The 14,463-nt window shown below is 45.4% G+C and carries 16 protein-coding genes and 1 other RNA gene; 11 read left to right on the top strand and 6 right to left on the bottom strand.

Features of this window, described 5'->3' with window-relative positions:
- Window positions 1-3: 3 nt before the first annotated feature.
- Window positions 4-570, bottom strand: coding sequence for a UPF0149 family protein (locus OPS25_RS01135; RefSeq protein ID WP_265615808.1), 567 nt, complete (start codon window positions 568-570; stop codon window positions 4-6).
- Between the two features lie 242 nt (window positions 571-812).
- Between OPS25_RS01135 and ssrS the strand changes: the two genes are divergently transcribed.
- The 6 genes from ssrS (at window position 813) to serA (ending at window position 5,827) form a co-directional block, all read left to right on the top strand.
- A non-coding RNA gene (gene ssrS / locus OPS25_RS01130) (6S RNA) lies at window positions 813-994 on the top strand.
- Between the two features lie 21 nt (window positions 995-1,015).
- The gene (locus OPS25_RS01125; RefSeq protein ID WP_265615807.1) at window positions 1,016-1,912 is read left to right on the top strand and encodes a ribokinase; all 897 of its coding nucleotides are present in this window, start codon (window positions 1,016-1,018) and stop codon (window positions 1,910-1,912) included.
- A gap of 50 nt (window positions 1,913-1,962) precedes the next feature.
- Window positions 1,963-2,904 (top strand): nucleoside hydrolase, encoded by a 942-nt coding sequence (locus OPS25_RS01120; protein WP_265615805.1) that lies wholly within the window; start codon window positions 1,963-1,965, stop codon window positions 2,902-2,904.
- Between the two features lie 64 nt (window positions 2,905-2,968).
- Window positions 2,969-3,556, top strand: a complete 588-nt coding sequence (locus OPS25_RS01115; RefSeq protein ID WP_265615804.1) for a 5-formyltetrahydrofolate cyclo-ligase — start codon at window positions 2,969-2,971, stop codon at window positions 3,554-3,556.
- A gap of 17 nt (window positions 3,557-3,573) precedes the next feature.
- Window positions 3,574-4,230 carry a ribose-5-phosphate isomerase RpiA gene (gene rpiA, locus OPS25_RS01110; protein ID WP_265615803.1) on the top strand — a complete coding sequence of 219 codons (657 nt, stop codon included), beginning with the start codon at window positions 3,574-3,576 and terminating at the stop codon, window positions 4,228-4,230.
- A 367-nt stretch (window positions 4,231-4,597) separates the two neighbouring features.
- Window positions 4,598-5,827, top strand: a complete 1,230-nt coding sequence (gene serA / locus OPS25_RS01105; RefSeq protein WP_265615802.1) for a phosphoglycerate dehydrogenase — start codon at window positions 4,598-4,600, stop codon at window positions 5,825-5,827.
- A 529-nt stretch (window positions 5,828-6,356) separates the two neighbouring features.
- Here the strand turns inward: serA and OPS25_RS01100 are convergent.
- From OPS25_RS01100 to OPS25_RS01080, 5 genes are all read right to left on the bottom strand, one after another.
- Window positions 6,357-7,697 (bottom strand): IS4 family transposase, encoded by a 1,341-nt coding sequence (locus OPS25_RS01100; RefSeq protein ID WP_265615801.1) that lies wholly within the window; start codon window positions 7,695-7,697, stop codon window positions 6,357-6,359.
- Window positions 7,698-8,049: 352 nt separating this feature from the next.
- Window positions 8,050-8,796: a DUF481 domain-containing protein gene (locus OPS25_RS01095; protein ID WP_265615800.1), complete on the bottom strand. Its 747-nt coding sequence runs from the start codon at window positions 8,794-8,796 to the stop codon at window positions 8,050-8,052.
- Between the two features lie 125 nt (window positions 8,797-8,921).
- Window positions 8,922-9,743, bottom strand: coding sequence for a DUF481 domain-containing protein (locus tag OPS25_RS01090; RefSeq protein ID WP_265615799.1), 822 nt, complete (start codon window positions 9,741-9,743; stop codon window positions 8,922-8,924).
- A gap of 49 nt (window positions 9,744-9,792) precedes the next feature.
- Entirely contained in the window at window positions 9,793-10,620 is an 828-nt protein-coding gene (locus OPS25_RS01085; RefSeq protein WP_265615798.1) for an HDOD domain-containing protein, read from the bottom strand.
- 111 nt (window positions 10,621-10,731) lie between these two features.
- Window positions 10,732-11,010 carry a DUF1289 domain-containing protein gene (locus tag OPS25_RS01080; RefSeq protein WP_265615797.1) on the bottom strand — a complete coding sequence of 93 codons (279 nt, stop codon included), beginning with the start codon at window positions 11,008-11,010 and terminating at the stop codon, window positions 10,732-10,734.
- 431 nt (window positions 11,011-11,441) lie between these two features.
- On the opposite strand from OPS25_RS01080, the gene arfB reads away from it, so the two are divergent.
- Genes arfB through arsB form a run of 5 tightly spaced genes read left to right on the top strand, consistent with a single transcriptional unit; the run spans window position 11,442 to window position 14,458 of the window.
- On the top strand, window positions 11,442-11,849 hold the full coding sequence (gene arfB / locus OPS25_RS01075) for an alternative ribosome rescue aminoacyl-tRNA hydrolase ArfB (protein ID WP_265615796.1): 408 nt from the start codon (window positions 11,442-11,444) through the stop codon (window positions 11,847-11,849).
- A gap of 59 nt (window positions 11,850-11,908) precedes the next feature.
- Entirely contained in the window at window positions 11,909-12,238 is a 330-nt protein-coding gene (locus OPS25_RS01070) for a metalloregulator ArsR/SmtB family transcription factor (protein ID WP_265615795.1), read from the top strand.
- Complete coding sequence (locus tag OPS25_RS01065) at window positions 12,235-12,696, top strand: arsenate reductase ArsC (protein WP_265615794.1); 462 nt, start codon at window positions 12,235-12,237, stop codon at window positions 12,694-12,696. Before OPS25_RS01070 ends, OPS25_RS01065 begins: the two co-directional genes overlap by 4 nt.
- Entirely contained in the window at window positions 12,696-13,415 is a 720-nt protein-coding gene (gene arsH / locus OPS25_RS01060) for an arsenical resistance protein ArsH (protein ID WP_265615793.1), read from the top strand. Before OPS25_RS01065 ends, arsH begins: the two co-directional genes overlap by 1 nt.
- A 14-nt stretch (window positions 13,416-13,429) precedes the next feature.
- Complete coding sequence (gene arsB, locus OPS25_RS01055) at window positions 13,430-14,458, top strand: ACR3 family arsenite efflux transporter (RefSeq protein ID WP_265615792.1); 1,029 nt, start codon at window positions 13,430-13,432, stop codon at window positions 14,456-14,458.
- Window positions 14,459-14,463: the final 5 nt, after the last annotated feature.

Genomic DNA, 14,463 nt, shown 5'->3' with positions numbered 1-14,463 from the left:
TGCTTAATGTAATGACGGTTTTTCAGGGTGATCATCAAGTAGAGTTTTGCCCAGCTCGCTATAGCATAACAGGGCGGATATTTTCACGTACTCCATGACCTCAAACAGCGCCCTTTCCGACTCTTCATCTGCTGACATGGGCTCTTCCATTTGGGCAATATTGGCAAAATCTTCCAGCGCTTCCCGCACTTCTTCAGAACAGGGCACCAAATCCTGCTGATATAACCCAAAGCCAAGCATAAATCCTTGAACCCAGTTAATAATAGCTGCCCCGCGGTCATTGATTGGCGCTTTATCATCGGGAAGCAATAATTGCAGCGCATACTCGGATTCGAGCAGTTGTTCGCAGGTCAGATTGAATAAATCGTTCAGGCATTGCTGGGTTTCCTGATTAAACGACTCGCCCTGATTAATGGTATCACTCAGTACATGCATCCATTTGCGATCGGTCAACGACATGCCCCCACATAACATTCCACTAAGAATACCATGTACTTCGGCACCATCGACTATCACGCCATGTTGAGATAACAAGTTTGTCACCCCATCGTAGTTGAGCTGATTATTCACACGATTTGTCCAATTATTTTTTCCCCTATGCTATCAAAACATGGGTATAAAACCCAGATTTAGCAACCCCAGAACAATAATACTAATTTGTCATAGCCAGAGCTCACCTCTGCATCTAAATTAAAACGGGGTTACCCGCTATCCTTGGTGTAAAAATACGCAGTTGAGAACCTAATAACAGATGATCTACTTCACGCGCGCTTGCGTTTGTTATACTCTGTACTGCTTTTTTATAATAACAATGCTTCCTGGGATGTTTGCCAGTTCATTCATGTCCCTGGCCGATGCTTTTATATAAGGAAGTTGACCTCGTTACTATTGTGCAAGCTCGACACGCATCGAGAAGCCTGCGGTAACGAATAAACTTCCGCCGTGATCCTTTCGGTTCACGGGCGAAAATGAACAGCGGCATTCTGGGAAGCGCCCTCTTTCGTTGGACACAGAAATGGCAATAATTAATTTCGGATCAATTAACATTGATCACGTTTATCAGGTCGATCACTTCGTTACCCCCGGTGAAACATTAGCGTCGAATCACTACCAAACCCTTCTGGGTGGCAAAGGAGCCAACCAATCCATTGCATTGGCAATGGCGGGCGCGGATGTCAGACACGTTGGGTGCATCCACGAAAATGACGCCTCATTTAAACAGACACTAATTCGAAAAGGTGTTGATTGCCGTTTTGTGAAGTGCTCTGACACCCCTTCGGGGCATGCAATTATTCAGGTCACCCCAAGCGGAGAAAATGCCATTGTGTTATTTGGTGGCGCGAACCAAACCATTACTGAAAAGATGGTTGAGCACGCCTTAGATGACGCCAAGTCGTCAGACTGGGTACTAATGCAAAACGAGACCAGCTGTATCAAAGAAGCCATGCAGCAAGCGAAAAAGAAAGGTCTTAAAGTGGCATTTAACCCCGCGCCAATGAGTGAGTCAGTAAAGGCTTTGCCGTATAACTGCATCGACCTGCTAATTGTGAATGAAACCGAAGCAGCGGCGATTACAGGTGAAAGTGAAATAGATGCCATTCTTAACCACTTTACCGAAAAATGGGGCCATGCCCGGGTCATAGTGACTCTTGGAAAAGTCGGGGTGGTGATGTTGCAAAAAGGCGAACGTACTGAGGTAAAGGCGTTTTCTGTGGAGGCGATCGATACTACGGCAGCGGGAGACTGTTTTATTGGATACTTCTTGTCGGCCTTTGCATCCCACGCTGATGCCAGACAAGCCCTAATCCGCGGATGTGCCGCTTCTGCTATTGCGGTCACCCGAGAAGGCGCAGCGCAGTCGATTCCAGAAGAGAAAGAAGTCGACCGTTTTCTTGCCAAACACAGCCGATAAGCTAAACCTTTGGTAAGTTCCAGTTTTGATAAATAGAGTAAAGTGGATTTATGAGTCATAAAATTATTTTGGATACTGACCCGGGCATTGATGATGCAATGGCTATCTTTTTTGCATTCCAATCGCCCGACATCGAAGTACTCGGCCTGACAACAGTTTTTGGCAATGTGCCGGTTGATATGGCCGCACGCAATGCGCTTACCCTATGTGAGCTGGCCGGGCAGGAAATTCCTGTGACCAAAGGTGTGGGCATGCCGTGGGTGGGGCCTGAGTCAACCTATGCCCACTTTGTTCATGGTGATGATGGCTTTGGTAATATCAATTTCCCCGCTTCAAACCGTGAGTTAGATCCACGTAGTTCGGCACAGTTTATTGTAGACATGGCTCGCCAATACCCCGGTGAGATCACACTGGTGGCAATTGGTCCCCTTGGCAATCTTGCGCTGGCATTGCGACTTGAGCCGGAATTACCCAAACTGGTTAAGGGTGTCAGTATCATGGGCGGCGCTGCATTTGTGCGCGGGAATGTTACCCCTGTTGCCGAAGCTAATATCTGGAACGACGCGCACGCGGCCGAAATTGTTTTTGCAGCGGACTGGGATCTCACCATGTTCGGTCTGGATGTCACTAACGCCGTGCCCTTTAAACCCTCTTTCATGGAAACGTTGAAGGGGAAGAACGAGAAATTGGGTGGGTTTGTTTTCAACGCTGCCAAATTTTACACGGATTTTTATTCGGCAAACCGTGATGACCGTGTGTGTTTCTTTCACGATGCATTCCCGTTAGCTCACCTCATCCAGCCCGCGCTGTTTGAATTGACTGAAGGCCACGTGCGCGTTGCAACCGACGCACTCAACCGCGGCCAGACAATCGTTGCGCCTGAAGGCACCACGGCAAGCCCATTATGGACTGAAGCAAATAAAATCAAAGTCGCAACTGGAGTCGATCACAGTAAACTTGAGCAACTGTTTATCGATACTTACGCTAGATAATGATGTGCTTTCCTTAGCCACTCGCTTCGTGAGTGGCTTATTCAGATATGGATAAAACATAATTATGAATACATTGGAAAGCCGGAACACCCTGCGACGTTCGTTTCGCAACGCCAGAAATTTACTGAGTCGGCAACAGCAGCAGAAGGCCTCCCAGGCCATACTAGATCAAACTAAACAATTTCTCCCTCCTGCGGTGAAGCGCGTGGCGTTATACCTGGCAAACGATGGCGAACCTGATTTATCTTTGCTTATCAAGCATTGCTGGCAACATGGCATGGCAACTTCCCTTCCCGTCTTGCATCCCGTCACGAAGAAGCATTTATTAATGTTGGATTATACAGCTCACACTAAAATGCAGACAAACCGCTTTGGTATCGCTGAACCGGCTCTGGATTGTCAGGCAATTCGCCTGCTGAGTGAGCACGATGTGGTTTTCATGCCGTTAGTGGGCTTCGACAAAAAAGGAAACAGACTCGGTATGGGCGGCGGATTTTACGACCGCACATTATCCAAAGTTGCAGAACAGAAAAATCGACCGCGCTTGATTGGTATAGCCCATGACTGCCAACAAGCAGATTCTTTACCGATACAACCCTGGGATGTGCCATTGGATGCTATTATTACTCCAACCCTAATTATTCAAACATAACTTTCGCTGGGATAAACATGGATCAGAACGAAAAGAAAAAAGCGGTTGCGCACGCTGCGCTTAAATATGTCGAACAAGATTCTATTGTCGGAGTCGGTACGGGCTCGACTGTAAATTATTTCATTGATGCACTGGCTGAAATAAAACACAAAATTGAAGGTGCGGTATCAAGTTCAACTGCTTCCACTGAGCGCATGAAGAAACTCGGCATCGAAGTATTTGACCTTAATTCGGTTGATCAGCTATCGGTGTATATTGACGGAGCCGATGAAGTCACTGAGCACAAGCATATGATAAAAGGCGGCGGAGCGGCGCTTACACAAGAGAAAATTGTGGCCGCCGTGGCCAAAAAATTTGTGTGTATTGTTGACGATTCCAAACGTGTGGGGGTGCTAGGGAAATTCCCGCTGCCCGTCGAGGTCATTCCCATGGCGCGATCTTATGTGGCAAGAGAAATGGTTAAATTAGGCGGCGATCCGGCGTACCGTGAAGGCGTTATTACCGATAACGGAAATGTGATCCTTGACGTACACAACCTGGAAATTCTTGACCCTCGCGAGCTGGAACAAAAAATCAATAATATCGCCGGCGTGGTAACCAACGGAATCTTTGCCATGCGAGGTGCCGATGTAGTGCTCTCTGCTACTGACAAGGGTGTCGAAACTATCGAATAAATATCGCTCTGCTCGCAGGGGGAGTAATTTGCGATTGATAGAGAAACATTGCGGATAAAGAAAGCGTGGGACAGCGATACCCCCTGCCCATAAGCAGAGAATAAGCAACCATGCTGTGCTTCTCTATCGACCTATTTAGAGGTGTAACGACGTAAAATCGTGTGCGTTTTCTCACTTCACTACGCCGGGAGAGAATCCGTAGTCGTCACGGAAATTTTAGCTATCGCAATAAACAAAGAACGCCTATCTTAGCCAGGTGCAACTAATTCCATATCAGAGATATGATTTCGCTTTCACTCTAGCATAGATTTTGTTAACTTTGCCTTTCCAGACGTCCAGATGTCTTTTTAACGTTCGAGAAGCGACCATGAGTAAAGTTTCGTTACCAAAAGAGAAGATCAAGATTTTGTTGTTAGAAGGTGTTCACCATAGTGCTGTGGAAACGTTCAAAAATAACGGCTACAGCAACATTGAATACCTTAAAACGTCGCTGCCTGAAGCTGAACTGATTGAGAAAGTCAAAGATGTGCACTTTATTGGCCTGCGCTCCCGCACCCAGATAACCGAGGCTGTGGTCGAAGCGGCAACTAAGCTTGTGGCTATTGGCTGTTTTTGTATTGGCACTAACCAGGTGGACCTGATTTCTGCGCGATCCAAAGGCATTCCTGTCTTTAATGCCCCCTTTTCTAACACTCGTTCGGTGGCGGAATTAGTGCTGGGCCAAATCATTTTATTGCTTCGTAAAATCCCCCAGAAAAATGCAAAAGCCCACCGCGGTGAATGGGATAAAACCGCCGACGGCGCATTTGAAGCCAGAGGGAAAACATTGGGTATTATTGGCTACGGTCACATTGGTACGCAATTGAGTATTTTGGCCGAACACCTTGGTATGCGCGTGCAGTTTTTCGATATTGAAGACAAATTAGTTTTAGGTAATTCGACTCAAGTCAAATCGTTGGACAAACTGCTTGAAACGTCTGACGTTGTCACATTGCATGTTCCAGAAACACTGCAAACCAAAAATATGATTAGTGACACACAACTTCGTAAGATGCGTAAAAATAGTATATTAATCAACGCCTCTCGTGGGACGGTCATTGATATTGATGCGCTGGTCTGCGCACTACAAGACGGCCATCTAAGCGGCGCAGCATTAGATGTGTTCCCTATTGAACCGAAATCCAATTCTGAAGAGTTTGAGTCACCTTTGCGTGCATTTGATAATGTGATTTTGACACCACACGTGGGCGGCAGCACCCAGGAAGCACAGGAGAATATTGGTGTCGAAGTGGCGGGTAAGCTAGCCAAGTACAGCGATAACGGTTCAACCCTGTCTGCGGTCAATTTTCCTGAAGTTTCCTTACCCGATCATCCCGGTAGTTGTCGCATTTTACACATTCACGAAAACCGGCCCGGTGTACTAACGCAGATCAACCAGACGTTTGCGCAAAAAAGCATAAATATCCAGGCGCAGTACTTACAAACGAGCGCAGAGATAGGGTACGTGGTGGTGGATGTTGAATCAGATAAAGGCTATGACGCATTAACTGAGTTACAGCAAATTGATGGCACCATTAAAACGCGCATTTTGCACTAGGCTTTGGTTTAAGGGGAAACGTCATGGCAGCTCCCCACCCCATTCGTCATCCTCCGCGCAGGCGGAGGAACTCTAGCGCTCTAACGGGAAATTAGATAACTGCTTGTTAGTTCACAACATTCACGTGAAAGATTTCCGCCTTCGCGGGAATGACACACTGGGGAGCAAGAGGTTCCCGCCTTCGCGGGAACGACGTATCGGGAAGTCTGACCGCTCCCCGCCCCCACTCGTCATCCTCCGCGCAGGCGGAGGAACTCTAGCGTGCTAACGGGAAATTAGATAACTGCTTGTTAGTTCACAACATTCACGTGAAAGATTTCCGCCTTCGCGGGAATGACCTAGCGTGAGGTTTGATAATTTCCCGCCTTCGCCGGAACGACGTATCGGGAAGTCTGACCGTTCCCCGCCCCCACTCGTCATCCTCCGCGCAGGCGGAGGAACTCTAGCGTGCTAACGTGAAATTAGATAACTGCTTGTTAGTTCACAACATTCACGTGAGAGATTTCCGCCTTCGCGTAATGCTGTTCGTTTAAGGTTTTTTTCGTAATTTTTCAGGCTTTTTGAGTGGATAACGTTTTGCGTTATTTAACTTTAAAACCCGAGGGTAAGCAGGTCGTTCCGGCTTAGGGAGAATGAAGTCTTTTATTGCTTCGGTTAAGTCTTTCATCCTTGCTGGTAAAGTGTGCAGACTATTTGTCATAGCCATGCCATAGTAATCGTACAATACTATACGCATGGCGGATTTAAAGCTTATTCGGGTCGGCCTGATACCCACTTCATTTGCTGTTAACGCAATTTCGTGCCTGATTAAATTGTAAGCGAGTAGTAGCACATAGAGCTCCTGATACACTAAATCTACTTTTTTGCTTCGCAACGTTAAGGCATTGTTCAACATTGATGTTTTTACTTCCCGATACCCTAATTCTATTTCCCAGCGCTCTTTGTAAAGCGCAATAATATCTTCTGCAGAATACGCATCATGCGGTAAGTTTGTGGCTAGCTTCACTACTTTCTTTTTCGACGTTTCAAAGCTGATTAAGCGCATACTCCAATGCCGTGGAAGAGACTTATCTTTTCGTCTTGCACTACTCAAGTCGCGTTCAACTAACTGGTCATTCGAAGTGAAGGTATGAGTAACGGTGTACTTAATATCTTTTCTAACAGGCGTCACCCAGAAACGGTTTTGTCCATTAGTCTCGAGCTCAGGTAAAAGCTTCGCTGAGTGATAAAGTTTGTCCATTAAAAGCACACTGTTATCAGGCACACTTTCCAACATTTTCGTAGTCTGATATAACTCGGAATCCCTATATTTACCAGCCTCTGCGCGTAGGATGATATGGCTTCTTACATTCATTAAACAGGTTAATTGCATCACCGGATAACCAGATTCAAACTCACCACTCGTCGCTGCTGAGCCAAAGTGCTCACGGCATTCAGGTGTATCTTCCGTTCGCAATGTTGTGCCATCGATAGCCATAGGCTGTAAGCCAAGCCAATTATCATCAACGTGTGTTTGATTAGCCCAATGCTCTGCACTTCGCTCGAATAGCCATTTCACCGGCTCTGACCCAAGCCTTTGCCGCGCATTACTTAAAGAACTTCTCGCAGCGAGTAAATCTGGTGTGAGCCCTTTCGAACTGAAGGCTAAACGCGTTGCCACTTCTTGGATTGACTCATGACGCATTAACGACATGCCTACAACCAGACGCAGTACCTGCTCGGGAGGGAGTTTTCTTCTCCTTACTGACACTGAACTTGTTAGTGATATTGCCTGCTCGATAAATTCTGTAGGCAAAGGCGCGTTAAAGACGTCAATATTTTCTCTGACTTTGTCTTCTTCGAAAATAGATGTGAGCTCTTGAATTAGCATGGGGTGACTACTCAGCTGGAAAGCGGTAGTTTGATCTCATTAGCTGAGATGTCAAGAGCCTAAAAGACTATTAAATAAAAGAGCTAAATTCTTAAACGATCAGCATTACGCCTTCGCGGGAATGACGCATTGGGAGCAAAAGTTTCCCGCCTTCGCGGGAACGACGTATCGGGAAGTCTGGCCGATCCCCGCCCCCACTCGTCATCCTCCGCGCAGGCGGAGGATCTTTAGCGTACATACGGGGAATGAGAGGATAATAAGACGGCTATTATGTAGCCAGTCAACGTGCTTTTCGCTGGGATAAACGGAAGCAGAAGGCCCCCCTCACGAGGCCCTACTAAATGTCGATAGCTTAAAAGAAGCTGTAAACCAGGGTGACTGAGGTTTCAGTATCAAGATTTTCGATGTCTGGATCGACATCACTGTTATGGTCTAACTTTAACGCCACTTTGAGGGAAAGATTTCCACTTATTGTTGCTGTAACCGCCGTTTCGGCACGCGACTTAGTATTTTCTTCCCCAATCTCGGTACTAACTGTCTGAGTAAATTTGGCCGTTTCTGAAATCAGCCATTGGTAGGCGGCAGAAGCACGTAAAATTGGTCCATTCTGCTCCACCCCTTCCTGGGTTTCTGCCCAAGCATAACCCGGACCTACTGAGTATTCGAATGACATTTTGTCGGTTTCCCACAATTGGTGGTTCCAACCAACAGCTAAGGTAGATTGATACTCATAGTTGCTCAACTTGTCTTGTTCGTATGAAGCGAACCCAAACACACGATAATCCGGGTTGGATAACTTATAGTTGGCTTGTGACGAGGCAAACAGCTTTTCGGCTGACGTACGTTCTTCGTCGACACCTTCGTCGTTTGCTACAGTTTCCTTCTTATACAAGCCTTCGACATTATAATCGTTACTCCATCTGGGCAACTCTTGGTGAGCAACCAAGGATGCACTTAAAGAGGTAGTTTCCGTATTACCAGTGGTATGGATTGCGCCCACGCCGCCTTCCATTGTAAAAGGCTTTTTCTCTTCTTGCGCGATAGCAATATTCGCTGATAACGTCCCCAATATTGCCGCAGCCACTAAACTTCTTTTCATCGGTGTGTTCCTACTATTAACTCTTTTTAATCTTGTCGTTACTGCGTTTATATCTAAATAAATCTGAAAAAGTTCATCTAATTACCGAAATTCACGGCTAATTTTCGCGAAATGGTACAAACTCCCTAAAAAAATCGATAAATAAGGGAGATGGATGACTCAGTATTTAATTCTGCTACATCTTCAGGTGTATTGGTTTCATGCGTGAGGGTAACAGCAAACTTTAAGGCTAATGAATCAAAAATCTTCGCGGTGACAGCGGATTCAGAACGGGAGCGGATATTGTGTCCACCTGCTTCAATACTGGCAAACTGCCTGAACTTGGCGCCCGTTGTCCAGAAGTAGCGGTACTCCACCGAAGCTCTCGCTATAAGACCACTGTTAATTGACGTTTCAGTGTCCTCTTCAACTGAAACCAAAGAATATCCCGGCCCAATGCTGTACCTAAACGCACTGACCTCATGCTGCCATAATTGGTGAGACCATCCTGAGGCGATGGAAGACCGATAGTGAAACCCATTAAAATCGTCGTTTTCATAGTCGCCGTAGATAAACAGACGGCGGTCTCTATGATTTAGTTTATAATCGAGTTGCGCATAGCCAAACACGCGTTCTGCTGTCACTTCACGCTGTTTTTCGCCTTTTCTTTCTACTTCGCTCTCTTTATAGAGTAATTCACCAAAATATCGATTACTCCACCAGCGGGTTTCATGTTCGGATACAATTCCACCTTTGATAGTGGTTGAGTCAGAATTACCCGTGGCGAACAAAATACCTACTTCCCCATCCATGGTAAAATGAGGGGCTTCTTCATCCACATCGGGGATCATATCTGGATGATAAAGTGTTCTAATCAGATTACGATCTTTTGCTGCTTGCGCACTGGGAAGCAGACAAAAAGACAACATCGTAAACGCCACCAGCCGGATGGCAAACGAATCTTGCATAGTAATGTTCTATTTTAATGTTTAGCGCAAAAAAATCATTCCGTGATGATTATTGTCGTACAAGTGAGGCAATCATATCCGTTTCTCTACGAGAATAATGAATTGCATCATTTATAGTGTCCTTGTCAATCTTTATTATCTTGTCTAATTCTGGCGTAATAAGTTCAATTTTATTCGACTCTTCTTGCTGTTGCTTATTGAACAAGGTTCTTACCGCTACCGCAAGTACTGCGATTTCTGCATCAATCGCTTTTTGTTTATGATCGTGTAAATGCATAACTGGAAAATAAAGTGAAAGCGGTAATTTCCAGCTTTCCATTATAGTGCCACTACATTGCGCGAAGGTGAACTTAAAGTGATTTAACTGTTTCTCCCAAGGTAACAAGTCGGCATCATCTTTGAGATAATTTTCATACTTTTCAGGAGAACATTTCGCAATAACCAACTCACTCAAGTTCTGTAAAATTCCCATCACGAAAAAGCGTTCTATACCACGTATACGACAGTTTTTTGCCAGAAATTTTGCCACCATTCCGCAATACACCGAATCGCGCCAATGCTGCTCGGGATTAATTAACGGTGAGTCGAACTGAGCAAACGCGGTGTTGGCTGTTTCAGCCACCACCAAATTATATAATGCTTCACCGCCTATCACATTCACGGCTTTAGAAATTGAACCAATTTGCGAAGGAAAACGAAATAATGCGCTGTTAGCCAAGCGTAGAATTTTGGCAGTTAACGAAGGATCAACACTAATTAGTTTAGCGATGTCGTCTGCATCAGAGCGGTGATCATCAAGTATATCGCGAATACGTAAGCAGATGTCGGGCAAGGTGAAGGATTGCGACGCATACGTCACATACTTAGTTAAAGACATATTCAACACCACTTCAAAATAATCCTGGAATTATATCAGCCATGGAATAAATGACAGCCCTTTTTACGTTTCATTACAGTATGCTGAATTATAACTGCGTACTGAGCGTATTTACCTATCTTCGAACAAGTCAGCCTGCGTTGGAGGCGGCTTGGAACGCCCACCTTCCTGCTGAGCATTCCGTTGCGCCGCAAGTTTTCTTCGCTGGCAGGCCGTAATGATTTTGCGTTTAGTCGCATCGTCAATTTTTAGCCAATAGAGACGTTCTTCCCGACTTCTGAAACATCCAAGGCAATAGCCTCGCGGCCCCGATTGGCATACACCGATGCACGGGCTGGGAACATCAAAAAATTCTAGCTGTGAAGGAGACGGCTCTCCTCTGGTTACCATAAATTCAATTTCTGGACGTACAATAGAATAAAAATAGTCTACCAGTGTATATTCAATTGTGGAAACCAGGTGGAGTTTTTTAATTTTGGGAAGGAGGGGATCAACAGAATAAGAGTTAATTGGCCAGTGCTAATACTGTCTAATCTCGAGCAAATACTGTTAGCACTCTATTCACCTTATTCATCCCTCGCTTGGTTACCCAATAGTCTGTGGCCAAATGTTGCGGCATTTCCACGGTTATCCGATTACCGGTGCGAGCCGCTGCCTTTTTAACAGGCTTATTCAACTTTCGATCAGGTTTCTTGTACACTACCCCTTTGGAAAAACAGCGTCCCACTTCACACCTGGTCCTGCGAATGACATGGTTAACCCTTTGCGTGTGAAGATCTAATCTCAGAAGCAGAATTAAACAAAAGGAATGTCATCACGTTATGTCTGGATACCACGCTAACCTTACAGAGAATGACGTCGAACTTAGCGCTATTCGCGCACAAGGCTCAGGTGGTCAGAACGTCAATAAAGTCAGCAGCGCGATACATCTTCGCTTCGATATAAATGAATCTATATTACCTGATGAAATAAAAGCACGTTTATTGCAAACCAACGATTCACGCATTACTGCTGAAGGCGTTTTTGTGTTAAAAGCACAGCAATATAGAACGCAGGAACAGAACCGTGCTGATGCAATTCTTAGGTTAAATGAGTGGATAACACAATCGACCAAGGTGCAAAAAAAACGTCGCCCTACGCGCGTTTCAAAGGCGGTTAAAGCCCGTCGGCAGCAAAGTAAACAAGCGACCAGTCAAAAAAAGCAACGCAGACAGAAGCCCGAGTTTTAATCCCCCATTGACATACGAAATTTCATATATATGATATCCCATATACCAAAGGAGGCTATATGGGAACACCCCTTTCGTTTTATAAATGTCTGGCGGACGATACCCGCCTGAAAATACTGTTACTGATTATGCGGCAGAATGAGCTTTGTGTTTGTGATTTTCAGTCCGCACTTCAATTAAGCCAGCCTAAAATTTCGCGTCATCTTGCCGAGTTAAGACGGTGTGAATTAGTGCAGGATGAACGCCGCGGAAAATGGGTGTATTACCGTCTTCATGAGCGATTACCTCCGTGGGCGGGCGAGGTATTGAAGTTAACCCATGACAACAGCCCTGATTATATTGCTGAAAATATTAAACATCTTTCGTCCTGTTGTGAGGAAACATTATGAAAATTCTTTTTATTTGCACGCACAATAGGTGCCGCAGCATCCTGTCAGAAGCAATAACAAACCAGCTCACCGATGAGAACGTGTTAGCAAAAAGTGCAGGCAGCCAGCCCGTAGGCGAAGTCCACCCGCTCTCGCTTAAATACCTTCAGCAAACAGGTTTCAACACTGATGGTCTATTCAGTAAATCTTGGCATGAGTTAGAAACATTTGCCCCGGATGTGGTGATTACGGTATGTGATAGCGCAGCCAACGAAAGCTGCCCCGTATGGTTTGGCAACGCCATAAAGCTTCATTGGGGGTTAGAAGACCCTTCCAAAATTGCCGATTCGAAAACAGCTGAACAGGCATTTTTAGAAACGATAAAGCTGATCAGTACACGGGCTAAATACATTAATCAGATTGCCGAACTGCCAAAAGAACAATGGCAGCAAGCGTTCAAAAATCTAGGAGCGAAGTAATGAGTGTGACGGATTTATCTACACCCAATTTAAATGAAGACGAGTTTGCGATTCCTGATGTAAATCAATTTAACCGAAACGTATCTACTCACAAACCTAAAATCTTGTTGCTTTACGGTTCACTCAGGAAACGCTCGTTTAGCAAATTAGTGGTTGAAGAGTGTGCCCGTTTGCTCATTCGCATGGGGGCCGAGGTGCGCATTTTCGATCCAAAAGGATTGCCCTTGCCAGATGGTGAAGAAGATACCCACCCAAAAGTTCAGGAACTCAGGGAGCTGGTCGTGTGGTCTGAAGGTCAGGTATGGTGTTCGCCAGAACGCCATGGATCAATGACAGGCATTATGAAATCGCAAATTGACTGGATCCCGCTATCACTGGGCGCAGTGCGCCCTACTCAGGGGAAAACCCTGGCTGTGATGCAAGTTGAAGGGGGTTCACAGTCGTTTAACGTAGTGAATCAGTTACGCGTGCTAGGCCGTTGGATGCGTATGATCACCATTCCAAATCAATCGTCAGTAGCCAAAGCGTTTCTAGAATTTGACGATGAAGATCGTATGAAGCCTTCGAGCTATTACAACCGCATAGTTGATGTGATGGAAGAGCTGATAAAATTTACCCTGCTAACGCGCGATAATAGTGACTATCTTGTCGATCGTTATTCGGAGCGCGTCGAAACGGCTGAGCAATTAATGCAGCGCGTTAATCAGTCGTCACAATAATAAAGGATAAAAAGATGGGATTGTTCGAACGTTACCTCTCTGTGTGGGTGGGGATAAGTATATTATTCGGTGTACTCGCTGGCACAATAGTACCGGATTGGTTTGCTTTGGTAGCAAAGCTTGAATATGCGCATGTCAATATCGTTATCGCAGTGCTGATCTGGTTGATGATCTATCCAATGATGATCCAGATTGATTTGGCGTCGCTTAAGGATGTGGGCAAAGCCCCCAAAGGCTTGATATTAACGTTGGTCATTAACTGGCTGATTAAGCCTTTCACTATGGCCTTGTTGGGTTGGTTATTCTTTGAAGGTATATTCGCGCCATGGGTAGATCCGCAATCTGCCAGTGAATATATTGCCGGAATGATTTTACTAGGGGTCGCCCCCTGTACTGCTATGGTCTTCGTATGGAGCCATCTGACCAAAGGTGATGCCAATTACACGCTTGTACAGGTATCGGTTAACGATGTCATCATGGTATTTGCTTTTGCGCCAATTGCTGCATTTTTGTTAGGCGTAAGTGATATTGAGGTACCTTGGGAAACATTGCTATTATCTGTGGTAATTTATGTTCTTTTACCTTTAATCCTGGGCATGTTTACCCGCAAAATCTTACGGAAAGACAATGATGCTTCTCGTTTAGATCATTTCGTTTCACAATTAAAACCTTTTTCAATTATTGGGTTGTTGCTAACGGTTTTTTTACTATTCGGATTGCAAGCTGACACCTTGCTCGACAAGCCGCTGGTTATTGGATTGATCGCAGTTCCACTACTTATACAAACCTACGGCATTTTTGCATTGGCTTATTTTATTGCGCTCAAAATGCGCTTACCTCATCGGGTGGCCTCACCTGCTTGCATGATCGGTACCTCTAACTTTTTTGAACTGGCCGTGGCCATGGCGGTATCCTTGTTCGGATTGCATTCCGGTGCCGCCTTAGCAACGGTTGTGGGCGTGTTAGTGGAAGTACCTGTAATGTTATCACTGGTATGGTTTGCCAATCGCACCAGGCATTGGTTTGCGCCAGAACCTGCATAATGTGC

It is taken from the genome of Alteromonas aquimaris (genome assembly GCF_026183695.1).
Classification (GTDB): Bacteria; Pseudomonadota; Gammaproteobacteria; order Enterobacterales; family Alteromonadaceae; genus Alteromonas; species Alteromonas aquimaris.
Note: the sequence above shows the minus strand (reverse complement) of the source record. Positions and strands in the feature narration are given on the sequence as shown.